Annotated in this window: 9 protein-coding genes; 5 read left to right on the plus strand and 4 right to left on the minus strand. The window is 58.8% G+C overall.

Translation table 11 applies throughout. From position 1 onward, the window contains the following. The first annotated feature begins 298 nt into the window (after window positions 1–298). Entirely contained in the window at window positions 299–1606 is a 1308-nt protein-coding gene (locus Q0Y21_RS16330) for a DcaP family trimeric outer membrane transporter (protein ID WP_297797738.1), read from the plus strand. 130 nt (window positions 1607–1736) lie between these two features. On the opposite strand, the gene Q0Y21_RS16335 is transcribed toward Q0Y21_RS16330, so the two are convergent. Further along, complete coding sequence (locus Q0Y21_RS16335) at window positions 1737–2780, minus strand: AraC family transcriptional regulator (protein WP_297797740.1); 1044 nt, start codon at window positions 2778–2780, stop codon at window positions 1737–1739. 115 nt (window positions 2781–2895) lie between these two features. Between Q0Y21_RS16335 and Q0Y21_RS16340 the strand changes: the two genes are divergently transcribed. Genes Q0Y21_RS16340 through Q0Y21_RS16350 form a run of 3 tightly spaced genes read left to right on the plus strand, consistent with a single transcriptional unit; the run spans window position 2896 to window position 7657 of the window. Continuing rightward, window positions 2896–4503 carry an FAD-binding oxidoreductase gene (locus Q0Y21_RS16340; RefSeq protein ID WP_297797742.1) on the plus strand — a complete coding sequence of 536 codons (1608 nt, stop codon included), beginning with the start codon at window positions 2896–2898 and terminating at the stop codon, window positions 4501–4503. Then, window positions 4500–6104 (plus strand): glycerol-3-phosphate dehydrogenase/oxidase, encoded by a 1605-nt coding sequence (locus Q0Y21_RS16345; protein WP_297797744.1) that lies wholly within the window; start codon window positions 4500–4502, stop codon window positions 6102–6104. The genes Q0Y21_RS16340 and Q0Y21_RS16345 overlap by 4 nt, the downstream gene beginning before the upstream one ends. After that, the gene (locus Q0Y21_RS16350) at window positions 6101–7657 is read left to right on the plus strand and encodes an FGGY-family carbohydrate kinase (RefSeq protein WP_297797746.1); all 1557 of its coding nucleotides are present in this window, start codon (window positions 6101–6103) and stop codon (window positions 7655–7657) included. The genes Q0Y21_RS16345 and Q0Y21_RS16350 overlap by 4 nt, the downstream gene beginning before the upstream one ends. A gap of 73 nt (window positions 7658–7730) precedes the next feature. On the opposite strand, the gene Q0Y21_RS16355 is transcribed toward Q0Y21_RS16350, so the two are convergent. From Q0Y21_RS16355 to Q0Y21_RS16365, 3 genes are all read right to left on the minus strand, one after another. After that, window positions 7731–8804, minus strand: a complete 1074-nt coding sequence (locus Q0Y21_RS16355) for a peptidoglycan-binding domain-containing protein (RefSeq protein ID WP_297797748.1) — start codon at window positions 8802–8804, stop codon at window positions 7731–7733. 259 nt (window positions 8805–9063) lie between these two features. After that, a complete protein-coding gene (locus Q0Y21_RS16360; protein ID WP_297797750.1) occupies window positions 9064–10233 on the minus strand; it encodes an acyl-CoA dehydrogenase in 1170 nt (389 codons plus the stop codon). Window positions 10234–10332: 99 nt separating this feature from the next. Then, window positions 10333–11538, minus strand: a complete 1206-nt coding sequence (locus Q0Y21_RS16365) for a 3-oxoadipyl-CoA thiolase (RefSeq protein ID WP_297797752.1) — start codon at window positions 11536–11538, stop codon at window positions 10333–10335. A 200-nt stretch (window positions 11539–11738) separates the two neighbouring features. On the opposite strand from Q0Y21_RS16365, the gene Q0Y21_RS16370 reads away from it, so the two are divergent. After that, window positions 11739–13091 carry a hypothetical protein gene (locus Q0Y21_RS16370; protein ID WP_297797754.1) on the plus strand — a complete coding sequence of 451 codons (1353 nt, stop codon included), beginning with the start codon at window positions 11739–11741 and terminating at the stop codon, window positions 13089–13091. The last annotated feature ends 28 nt before the right edge of the window (window positions 13092–13119 follow it).

The raw sequence follows: 13119 nt of genomic DNA on the forward strand, positions 1-13119 counted from the left end.
ATATATACCGCATAGCAGAATTACTCAATGATCATTCAAAGCTAGCTTCCCTGTCAATGATAGTGAAACAAGAAAACACACAGTAATTACGACTTTCATCAGAATTTGGTTTCAAAACCTTGTTGATGGCAAATTCATCGTTTATATTCGAAACCACGGAAGCTGGTACTGCTATGCGAAATTAATAATTCACTAAATACCGCACAGTGAAACAGCGTGATTGATTTGGTGTGAGTCTGTACCAGCACCGGAATTTCAATAACAAAGACATGCAATCAACTCCGTCAAGAGGTTTGAGATGACAACAACAACGCGTTTCCATGCACGTCCACTCCCCCGTGCCATTGCCCTGGCCGGCCTCCCGCTGATCGCTCTCGGATCCGGATCTGCCCTGGCGCAGAGCTCCGAACTGGACGAACTGCGTGAGCGGGTACAACTGCTGGAAAGCAAACTGGAGGGTGCCGTATCGACGGCACCTGAGCTGCAGGACGACAACCCCTATCTGCTGCGGGATGGTGACGGGATCAAAATCGGAAATACCACGATCTCATTCGGTGGTTTTATCAAAGCTGATGCTATTTTTGGTTCCAACGGGAACGGCAGCATGAACAGTTACAGTGTAGGCCTGCCACGAACCTTTGCGAAAGCGGCGGCTTCAGGAGAAAGCGACTGGAAGACCGGTTTTTCTGCTCGTGAATCGCGCATCAGTATTGGTACCAAGACTGAGGATGTTGCCGGTCATACGCTGACCACCTATGTGGAGATGGATTTTAACAAGGAGATGAACGACGGTAATGAAGTCGTTTCCAACAGCTATTCTCCGCGTTTGCGCCAGGCCTATGGCTCCTGGAACAACTGGGACTTTGGTCAGACCTACACCACCTTTACCGATCTGGCCGCCATGCCGGAAGTTCTCGATCAGGGTAAGCAGGCCGCATTTATATACGTAACCCAGCCGATGATTCGCTACAACATGGCCGCGCCGGGCGGGAAGCTGATGATGTCCCTGGAGAACCCCGAAGACGGATTCTCCGACAACTCCTATGATGATCAGTCTTACCCGGACCTTGCCATGCGCTACCAGATTCGCGGCAATTACGGGTTCTACTCCATCGCCGGTCTGTTGCGTAGCATTGAAGATGATGCCGCTGACGAAACCAAGATCGATGGCGCGGTCTCTCTGAGTGCTCGAATTCCTACCATTGGCCGTGATGACCTGCGCCTGCAATACAGCTACGGCGCGCTTGGTCGCTACATGGGCCTGTTTACCTACCCGGACGTGGATCTGGCTGCGCAGGCCATGGGCGACGTGGAACCGCTTAAAAGCTATGGTGCAACAGCCGCTTACCGTCATTTCTGGTCGCCCTCATGGCGTAGCAACCTGATCGTTTCCCATACCGAAATTGTTGACGACCTGGCGGCGTCTCCGGCCGGTACGTTGAGTTACTTTGATTCCTCGACGTCGGTTCACGCCAGCCTGCTGTGGTCCGCTCACAGCAATCTGACCCTGGGCCTGGAATACGCCTACTGGAACTTTGGAGAAATTGCCACCAGCAGCAGCGAGCACTACGAGCAGGTTATTGCCTCTGCGAAGCTGAGCTTCTGATCAAAGTGGCAGCGCGATAATGCGATGATTCTCAGGTGCTTTTGCACCCGTTGCTTTGCCCCGGAGTGTTTCCCCCGCTCCGGGGCTTTTTTGTGGCCGGCACTCGGCAATGTGGCGTGAGATACGGCTACTAGGGCGTGGAGTGTTCATGGGCTTTTGTCCGGAAATCGCCAGGTGTGTTGCCAGTCCAGTCCTTGAATCGCCGGTGAAAGGACCGCACCTCGCTGAAGCCCAGACGCACTGCAATGTCCTGAATACTGAGATGGGAATTGGTGAGGTAGTCTCGCGCCAACTCGTGCCGGATGTCATCGAGCAGCCGCTGATAGGACAGGCCTTCCTCGCCCAGTTTGCGCTGCAGCGTCCGCGACGTCATGGCCAGTTGTTCGGCCACCCTATCCTGTCGGGTCACTCCCTGTCGCAGTTGTTGATAGATAGCGTGCCTGACGCGTGTAGCCAAACCATCGCGGTCCCCGAGGCTCTCCATGCGCGTCCGGGCGTGCTCCTCCAGGGTTTGTCTCAGGTCCGGATCCGGTTGACGCAGGGGGGCATTCAACAGTGACTGGTGGAAGCGGATGCGACTGTCCGGTTGGTCAAACAGCACCGGGCAGCCCCAGCGCTCGCGATAGGCGTGCTCCAGCCCGGCACCGGGAGAGGGGTGCTCCAGATCCACCCTCAGTGGTGCCGGTTCGTCATGACCTGCGAGCCAGCGGGCATACTGTATCCAGGAAGCAAATACGTTATCGATCATGTGCGGGCGCACCGCCGGGTCAGTGTAGGCGCAGGCCCAGACCAGGTGTGTTTCATCCCCCTGACGCAACACCCGGGTCACCCCCATGTCGCCCACCAGTTTCTCGTAGGGGGCAATCCGTTCGATCGCCTCTCCCAGAGTTGCACAGCTCATGGTGATGTAGCCCAGCACGTTGTAGGAGCCAGGCTGGACATAGTCGCCACTGTACAGCCCCAGTAACGGGTTGCCGGTCTGATCAGCCATCTCACGGATCAGAGTCTGGAAGCGGTTTCCGGGCACATGGCCCTGGGACAGGGTTGGCAGATCGGCAGGCAGGCCGGCTGCGTGGCACAGGGCTGCAACGTCCAGGCCCTCGTCCTGTGCCAGGCGAAGATACTGTTGTACGGCGGTGACTGAGGCGATGCCAAGACTGTTATCTGTCGTCATTTGTTCATTCAGTTGTCGCTGATCGACCGTGACAGGATTGTGGTAAACGGTAAGACTCTACACCCTGGTGTAACCGTATAAGTGTAACCGCATTAGCGACAACAAGGAGCCAAAAATGCGACGTTGGAACGGCTGGGGTGATGATCAATTCAATCTGGAGCTGCCCGTCAATGGCGCGGCCTTTCTCGCCGAGCGGATCGGCCGCGCGCAGCCGCTTCCCGATGCCAGTCTGGAATCTGTACTGGCCAGAGTGCCCGAAACCCGATTGCCGCATCACGACAAGGTGGCGACAGACGCCGAGACCCGCGTCCGCCATGCCCGGGGGCAGAGTCTGGCGGACTGGCTGGCCATGCGCAGCGGTGAGTTTGGCGTTTTCCCGGACGGGGTCGCCTTCCCGGAGAGCTCGGAGGATGCCCGGGAGCTCCTGGAATGGGCTGCGCATACCGGCGCTATTGTCATTCCCTACGGCGGCGGAACCAGTGTGGCCGGCCATATCAACCCCAACGAATCCGACAAACCGGTCCTTACCATCAGTCTGGCGCGAATGAATCGCTTGCTGGACCTGGATCACCAGAGCCATATTGCCACCTTCGGTGCGGGTACACCGGGGCCGTTGCTGGAAGCCCAGCTCAAGGCGGAGGGATACACCCTGGGGCATTTCCCGCAGTCTTTTGAACTGTCGACGGTCGGTGGCTGGGTGGCGAGCCGGTCCAGTGGCCAGCAGTCCCTGCGCTACGGACGCATTGAGCAGTTGTTTGCCGGCGGGCGCATGGAAACCCCGCGCGGTTCGCTCACCATTCCCACGATTCCGGCCTCTTCGGCAGGACCGGATATCCGCGAGATGATCATGGGCTCGGAAGGGCGTATGGGATTGATCACCGAGGTCAAGGTGCGGGTCACACCGCTGCCGGAGAAGGAAGGCTTCCACGTCGTTTTCTTTCCCAGCTGGGCGGCCGCCCGCGATGCGTCCCGGAGTCTGGTCCAGTCGCGGGTGCAGCTCTCCATGATCCGGGTAAGCAACGCCAGGGAAACCGAAACCCAGCTGGCACTGGCCGGGCATGAGAAGCTGATCGGGACGCTGGAGAAATTCCTGGCTTTCCGTGGCGTGGGCGACGGCAAATGCATGATGACTCTCGGTCTGACCGGCAGCAAAACTCAGTGCCGCGCCGCCCTGCGCGAAGTCCGGCGCATCTGTAAAACTCACCGGGGGGTCTATACCGGTACCCATATGGGCAGCAAGTGGGCCGAAAAACGGTTCACCATGCCATACCTGCGCGAAGCCCTCTGGCAAATGGGCTACGCCGTGGACACCCTGGAAACCGCCACGGACTGGGACAATGTGGACAACATGATCAATCGGGTGGAGGACAACCTTCGGCATGGCCTGTCTGAAGACAATGAGGCGGTGCATGTGTTCACGCACCTGTCCCATTTCTACACCCAGGGCTGCAGTATCTATACCACCTATGTCTTCCGCGCCGCGGATGACTACGCCACGACCCAAGCTCGCTGGCAAAAGCTCAAACAGTCGACGTCGCAATTGATCGTTGAGAATCGCGGCACCATCAGCCACCAGCATGGGGTCGGCAAGGACCACGCGCCATACCTGCCAGTGGAAAAAGGCGAGCTGGGTATGGAAGCGATTCGTTCCCTGTGCGGCCTGTTCGATCCCGATGCGCGTCTTAATCCGGGTACCTTGCTGCAGGAGGACTCCAAGTCATGACGGATGCCAACTTGCCGGCCTGGCCGCGTGAGTCGGTGCTTGATCGGTTGCGTGGAGGCGAGGAACATTATGATCTGGTGGTCGTCGGCGGTGGTATCACCGGGGCGGGTATCATACGGGAAGCGGCCCGGGCTGGTCTCAGGACCCTGTTGATGGAGCAGCGGGATTTTGCCTGGGGCACCTCCAGCCGCTCTTCCAAAATGGTCCATGGCGGTCTGCGTTATCTCGGAAGCGGGCACTTCGGGCTGACCCGGGACGCGGTGCGCGAGCGTCAGCGGCTGTTGCAGGAAGCCCCGGGACTGGTGGACCCATTGCCGTTTGTGATGCCGCATTTCCGTCGGCAGTTCCCCGGTCCACGACTGTTTGGCGCCTTGCTGTCGGTGTATGACTGGATGGCAGGAGGGCGCAATCACGAGTACCTGAAAGGCGACCGGGTTCTTGAGTGGGTGCCTGGCCTTAACCGTGATGGCCTGTATGGTGGCACCCGCTTCGCCGATGCGGTAACCGATGATGCCCGCCTGGTCCTGCGTACGCTGCACGAGGCGGTGGGTGATGGCGCTGAGGTACTCAACTACGTGCGTGTGGAGAAAGTGGAGCGTGACTCTGGCCCGGTGAAACGCCTGCATGTCAGCAACCGGATGAATGGCGAGTCCCTGACAGTCAGCGCCGATCTGGTGGTCAATGCCACCGGTGCCTGGACCGACAACCTGCGGGCCCAATTGGGCGCGGAGAAGACCATTCGCCCCCTGCGCGGCAGCCATCTGGTCTTTCCCTCCTGGCGCTTGCCTGTCGCTTGTACCGTTTCCCTGTTTCATCCGGACGATGGCCGTCCGGTCTTCATTTTCCCCTGGGAAGGGGTGACGGTGGTCGGAACCACCGACCTCGATCACTCGCTGACTCTGGACAGCGATGCCCGGATCACGCCGGAGGAAGTGGATTACCTGCTGGCGGTCGTGGGCCGGGTTTTCCCGGACAACGGTGTCGGCACCGCCGATGTGCTGAGCACCTGGGCGGGTGTCCGTCCGGTGGTGGGAGGAAGCGCCAAGGAACCCTCAAAGGAAAACCGGGAGCATGCCATCTGGGATGATGGCGGCGTGATCAGTGTTGCCGGAGGCAAACTCACCACGTTCCGGCTGATCGCCCAGGATGTCCTCACCAAAGGGCTGCCTTATCTGGACAAACTGGAAACCGCAACGTCTGATGCCCCCATCTTCCGGCGGCAATCGAGGCCCGGGCTGCGACCGGCATCGGTTTCGAGCCGTCAATGGCAGCGCTTGCAGGGCCATTATGGTAATCGGCTGCCAGAGTTACTGGCCGCTGGCCCCCTCGAGCCAGTGGCGAACACTGACACCCTCTGGGCCGAGCTGGTGTGGAGTGCCGCCAATGAAAGCATCCAGCAACTGGACGACCTGCTCCTGCGACGGACCCGGATCGGACTGTTGCTCCCCCGGGGGGGTGAGGCTGTCCTCGATCGTTTGCAGGCGCTTTGCACTCCGGTGCTGAACTGGTCCGCTGAACGCTGGCAGGTGGAGAGGAAACAATACCTTGAGCTTTGGCAGCAGGCCTACAGTCTGCCGGATGAAGGGAAGGGCGCATCATGACGGCTCCATTGATTCTGGCCATCGATAACGGCACGCAGAGTGTGCGGGCGTTGCTGTTCAACCTGGAGGGCGAACTGGTTGGCAAGGGCAAGGAAGAGATTGAGCCTTATTTCTCTGATCAGCCTGGCTGGGCCGAACAACACCCCGACTATTACTGGCAAAGTCTGGGCAAGGCGTGCAACAAGCTCTGGGCGGATACGGACGCCATCCCGGAAGAGGTCAAGGCGGTCACTGTCACCACTCAGCGTGGCACCGTATTGAACCTGGATCGCAACGGTGACGTTCTGCGCCCGGCCATTACCTGGCTGGACCAGCGCCACGCCCGTGTGGATGGCCCGGTGCGCGGGCCATGGGGCTGGTTCTTCCGGCTGCTGGGGTTGCAGGACACCATCCGACGGTTTCGGGAAAATGCACAGGCCAACTGGATTGCCCAGAATCAGCCAGAAATATGGAACCGCACGGACAAGTTTGTCCTGCTTTCCGGTTATCTCAACTGGCGCCTGACCGGCCGGATGGTGGACTCTGTCGGCAGCCAGGTGGGTTATATCCCCTTCGACTACAAGCGTCATACCTGGGCCGGCAAACGGGACTTCAAATGGCAGTTGATGCCGATCAAACCGTCCATGCTGCCGGAACTGGTGCAGCCGGGCGAGAAAATCGGGGTACTGCAGTCAGAAGCGGCCAGTCAACTGGGCCTCCCCGAAGGATTGCCGGTGATGGCCGCAGCGTCGGACAAGGCCTGTGAAATCCTGGGTTCCGGCGGTTATGCGCCGGACATCGGCTGCATGAGCTATGGCACCACGGCCACCATAAACACCAACAGTGCCCGATATGTGGAACCGATTCGCTTCATGCCGCCATACCCGTCAGCAATTCCCTATCATTACTGTACTGAGGTGATGATCTACCGTGGTTTCTGGATGGTGAGCTGGTTCAAACGAGAGTTCGGACAGCGGGAGCAACGCATTGCCGAGGAACGGGGTATCCAGCCGGAAGCCTTGTTCGACGAACTGGTCAATGAAGTGCCACCGGGTTCCATGGGACTCACTCTGCAGCCGTATTGGTCACCGGGCGTTCGTCAGCCGGGGCCGGAAGCCAAGGGGGCGATCATCGGTTTTGGCGATGTGCATACCCGCTCCCATATCTACCGCGCGATTCTTGAAGGGCTGGCCTATGCCCTGCGTGAGGGGAAGGAACGGATCGAGAAGCGTACCGGGGTGCCGATAACGCGTTTGCGAGTGGCCGGCGGCGGCTCCCAGAGTGATGCCGCCATGCAACTGACCGCGGATATCTTTGGCCTGCCGGCGGAGCGTCCTCATACCTATGAAACATCGGGTCTGGGGGCGGCGATCGATGCCGCGGTTGGGTTGGGGTATTACCCGGACTTTGAGACTGCGGTGAAGAAGATGACGCGGGTGGGGCGTGTATTTGAGCCGAACCCGGAAACCAAGCTGCTGTATGACAGGTTGTATCGGGAAGTTTACCAGGGTATGTACGGGCGTTTGCAGCCGTTGTATGCACGTATTCGCGATATCACCGGTTATCCCAGATAGACAAGGCGACGGCCCTGTCGCCCAAAAAAAAACCGCGACCAAGGTCGCGGTTTTTTTCGTCCGGAGTCTGAAATCAGAGTTCAACCCCGAGGTGCTCCAGAGACGCGATAGTGAGGTTGCCGGAAGGCAGGTTATTATCCTTCTGGTAGGCGATCAGAGCTGCGCGGGTCTTGGAGCCGTAGACGCCGTCAATCCATACCGGATCGTAGCCTTTGTCTTCCAGGGCCTGCTGCAGGCGCTGAACCACGCCCTCAGTAACGTTGGTCTCGCACAGGATTTCACGCCACTCCATGTCGGCGTCGGAAACCTTCACGCTCTTGGGAACTTCTGCGTAAACGGCGGGGATGGTGACCTTCTTTTCCTGGGGCGGTTCGACTTGCTGGACCACCTTCACGGTTTTGTACTCGGCGGGAATCGTGACTTTCTCGGTGTGGGCCGGTACATCCACTACACGTTTGGTGACAGTCTCATACTCCGCAGGAATTTCCACGGTTTCGGTGCGCTCCGGGCGAACGAGTTCCTTGCGCTCGACCGTCTTGTATTCTGCAGGTACTTCCACCAGACACATGATTTCCCCGGTGGATTCGTCGATTTTCTCGATCGGGCCCCGGCCTTTCTTCCAGGTGCTGTACGCTGGTTTAATCAGAACTTTCTCGGTGACGGTTTTATATTCCGCGGGCTTGGTGACCAGCTTGCTGGAGGCTTCCTTAACCAGTACCCGCTCGGTCACGGTCTTGTAGGTTGCCGGGATCACCTTGAGCTCTTCGTAGGCTTCGTTAACCAGTACCCTTTTCTCTACGGTTTTGTACTTTGCCGGTGTGGTGGTCACCTTGGTGTCTTCTTCAGAGACCATGACCCGCTGCATTTCCGTTTTGTAGGTTTCCGGAATCACAACGCGGGCATAACAATGACCGGGCTTGGCATTGGGCGGCAACAGCTGCGATTGGGTTTGTGACTCTGGCTCAGATGAAGACGATTGTTGCTGGTTATTCAGCTGCGCGCGTAACTGCTGATTGGTCTGCTCCAGATTTTGTTGCCGGTTCTGGAGCTCCCGGTATTCCGGGGTTTCTTCCACAGATTGGGTGGAAGCGCAGCCAGCGGTTATGGCTGCAATCAGGGCAGTGGTTATCAGTCGGGATTTCTTCACGGGTTTCTCCTTAACCTGAAGAGAATGCTTGAAGTAGAGGCGCCGGCCTCTTGGGGGCGCCGGATATCAGGGATGTAGAGCCATGCCTTTGTTAAGTCGTGTCAAAGAGTAGCATTATCAATTAATCGGAAAAGTGCTTCGGAGGGGGCCAAAAGGGCCAGAATGTTTCTGGTGAGCTGTTTGTGAGACGTTTCGTTGTGTGTGTTTCATAAAAAAGGCAGAGCCGGAGCTCTGCCTTTTGGGGTTCCCTCAATGGGGATCAGCTGAATGCCTGGATCCCGGTTTGGCCGCGGCCCAGAATCAGCGCGTGGACGTCGTGAGTACCTTCGTAGGTGTTCACCGCTTCCAGGTTCATCACGTGGCGAATCACATGGTACTCGTCGGAGATGCCATTGCCGCCGTGCATGTCACGGGCAACGCGGGCAATGTCCAGGGCCTTACCGCAGTTGTTGCGCTTGAGCAGGGACACGGAATCCGGAGTGGCAACGCCATCATCCATCATGCGGCCAAGCTGAAGCACCGCCTGCAGGCCAATAGTGATTTCAGTCTGCATATCCACCAGCTTCTTCTGGATCAGCTGGTTGGCAGCCAGGGGCTTGCCGAACTGCTTGCGCTCCAGGGTATAGTTGCGGGCCGCGTGCCAGCAGAACTCGGCGGCGCCCAGGGAGCCCCAGCTGATGCCATAGCGGGCCTTGGTCAGGCAGCTCAGCGGGCCTTTCAGGCCTTCGACGTCCAGCTTGTTCTCTTCCGGTACAAACACTTCGTCCATAAAGATGGAGCCAGTTTCGGAGGCCCTCAGTGAGAACTTGCCTTCTATCTTCGGTGTTTCCAGGCCTTTGGCGCCTTCACGTTCGATCACGAAACCGGTCACTTTGCCATCAAGCTTGCCCCAGACCACGCAGATGTCGGCAATAGGTGAGTTGGTGATCCACATCTTGGAACCGCTCAACAGGTAGCCGCCGTCGACTTTCTTGGCGCGGGTTTCCATGCCGCCCGGGTCAGAGCCATGGTTGGGCTCGGTCAGGCCAAAGCAGCCCACGTACTCACCGGAGGCCAGTTTGGGCAGGATACGCTTTTTCAGTGCTTCCTGGCCGTAGCTGAAAATAGGGTACATGACCAGTGAAGACTGCACGCTCAGGGCTGAACGGTAGGCCGAATCCACCCGCTCCACTTCACGGGCAATCAGACCGTAACAGACGTGGTTGAGGCCGGGGCCGCCGTATTCTTCCGGCAGGGTAGCGCCGAGCATGCCCAGTTCGCCCATGTCGGTGAAGATGGAGCGGTCGAATTTCTCGTGACGGTTCGCCTCAATAATGCCCGGCATCAGGCGCTGGTCACAGAAGGAACGGATGCTGTCCCGAACCTGCCGCTCGGTTTCATCCAGTTGCTTGTCGAATCGCAGCAGGTCATCCCAGGGTGCGGAAGCCATGGTGGTATCTCCTCAGAAAGTTAGTCAGTAGCTTGTTCAATCGGATGCTTGTTCAATCGGATGCTTGTTCAATTGGGTGCTCTTTCAATCGGATGCTCTTTAAGAGGTAACCCGTTCAATCACAGCAGCAATGCCCTGGCCGACGCCAATGCACATGCTGATCAATGCGTAACGGCCACCGCTGCGCTCGAGCTGTCGGGTGGCGGTCAGTGCAATCCGTGCGCCGGATGCTCCCAGGGGGTGGCCAACAGCTATGGCGCCACCATTGGGATTCAGCCGGGGATCGGTCGGGTCGATGCCCAATTTGGTGGTGCAGCCGAGAACCTGAGCGGCGAAGGCCTCGTTGATCTCGATCACGTCCATATCGTTGATGCCCAGACCCGCCCGGGCGAGGGCTTTCTCGCTGGCCGGGACCGGGCCGTAGCCCATGACCCGCGGTGGAACCCCGGCAATGGCTGCGGAGACGATGCGGGCACGGGGCTGGATGCCCGCTTTTTCGCCGGCCTCGCGAGAGCCAATGATCAGGGCGGCGGCGCCATCGTTAATGCCGGAGGCGTTACCTGCAGTCACCACCCCACCTTCAAACAGGGAGCGCAACCCTGAGAGTGCCTCCACCGTGGACTGGGGACGCGGGTGTTCATCGTTGCTCACGCTGACCGGTGGTTTTTTCCGGCCCTGGGGCACCTCAATGGCAAGTATCTCTTCATTATAGAAGCCATCTTTCAGGGCGGCGTCGTAGCGCGCCTGGCTCTGGGCGGCGAACTGATCCACAGCCTCCCGGCTCAGGTTCAGCTCCCGCGCAATGTTGTCGGCGGTTTCGGGCATGGTGTCCGCGCCGAATTCAGCTTCAATCCGGGGGTTGGGAAAGCGGGCTCCAATGGTGCTGTCGAAGGCACGGAAGTCCCGGCTGAAAGGGCTTTCACTCTTGGCCATGACGAAAGGAGCACGACTCATGCTTTCGGCACCACCGGCCACAAACAGCTCGCCCTCGCTGCAGCGAATCGCCCGTGAAGCGTCGATGATGGCTGCCAAGCCGGAGCCGCACAGGCGGTTGACGGTCAGGCCGCCGGTTTCTACGGGCAGGCCGGCCATCAGTCCGGCGTGGCGGGCCAGATTGCGGGCGTCTTCGCCGGCCTGATTGGTGCAGCCGGCAATAACATCTTCGTAGGCCTCGGCGGCAAACGCGTTGCGCTCGACCAATGCTTTGATAACACTGGCCAGCAAATCATCCGGGCGCACTTTTGCCAGCGCGCCGGCGTGTCGACCGAAGGGGGATCTCAACCCGTCGTAGATGAATGCGCTCATGGCATCTCCCGTTTCATCAGCAGACATGTTTCCCATTGTGGTCTTCCCAGTATAAGGAGGAAAGGGATGGGGGTTGTCATGTCATTAACGTTGATATAGTTTCGTATAGCGGAATTAAGTTTTGTATATTGGTTGCTAAAGACTAATCCGGGTCTGTGTGAAATGCAACCGATACCATCATCGAAGGGCGCTAATCTGTTATGAGCCGTTTTCTGGTTCCTGTTGCGGTTTTGCTGGAACTTGTGGCGCTTTGCTTCTCCAGCGCACATCTCAGCGCATTCGCCGGCGTGTTATTTGTACTTTACTTCATGTGCGCCCTGTGGCGACTGCAGGCTTATTCCCGCTACCTGTTCCTGATTTCCCTGCTGGTCATTGGCTATCTGGGTGTTGTCGGCCAGCTGGGTGCCGGAGATCTTATAAGGGCCGCCTCCAATGCCGCCTTTTACGCCGCGTTTCTGGGAAGCCTGGGAATGATGCAGTGCCTGGTGCGGCGGCTGGAAGTATTGCAAAGAATACATGACGTGTTGTTGGGTGGGCGCCCGGCCATGTTGTACCCAAAGTACGCGGTGGTGAGTTGTGGCATCGCGTCGGTACTGAGTTTCGGGGTGATGAACCTGCTCTGCGGCACCCTGGCGGATACCTTGCGGCAGCGAAGTATTACCGGAGTTTCGCGTCTGCGCTGGCTGCGCAGCGTACTGATCAGTACATTGCGGGGGTTTGCGCTGGTGCCGCTGGTCGCGCCCACCAGTGTTGCGGTCGCCATTATTACCCGGGAAGTACCCACCCTGAGCTGGTCCGGCCTGCTGCCCTATGGTATTGGCAGCGCGGCATTGCTGGTGCTGGTGGGGTGGGTGCTGGAGCACAGGCGCTTTCGCCTGGTCAGCAGCGAGCGTGAACCACTGGAGACCTGGCCGGCCGGAAGTGCGCGATTATTGCTATTGGTGCTGACCATTTTCACGGCCATGGGGGTGCTGGTCCAGTTCACGGAGTTGAAGGTGTCGGTGGCGGCCATGCTGACGGTGACGGTGGTGACCCTTCTTTATATGTTCTGGAACGACCGCTCAGTGACCGCTGTGGCGCGGGAGGCCGCTGACAACATGCTGGGCATGAGCAACGAGATGTCGATTTTCGCCGGGTCCGCCGGCCTAGGTGTGGCGCTGGTGGCGGTCATTCCGGCAGACGCCCTGGCAGGCATGGCATCTGGTGAGCTTGGCGTATTGTTGCTGGCGGTGTGTGGGTTGCTGATGATGCCCATGCTATCGGCCGTAGGGATTATTCCTATCACGGTGCTGAGTGTGCAGGCGGGATTGATGCCCCAACTGGTGGCGGAAGGGGTTGATCCGTTGCCGGTTGCGGTAGCGCTGGTCATCGGGTTCTCCCTGGCCATGATGCTGTCGCCGTTCGGCCCGGCGGTGATGTTGTTGTCACGGTTTGGTCAGGTGTCACGTTGGGTGGTGGCGTTTGGCTGGAATGGAGTCTTCGTCCTGCTGTCCCTTCCGTTGTTGCTGCTAATGTTGTGGGGTGTGTTCGTGGTGGCGCCGGCCATGGGCTGATACCAGAATGACCGGCGCGATTGCCTGA

It is taken from the genome of uncultured Marinobacter sp., assembly GCF_947259545.1.
Taxonomy (GTDB): Bacteria; Pseudomonadota; Gammaproteobacteria; order Pseudomonadales; family Oleiphilaceae; genus Marinobacter.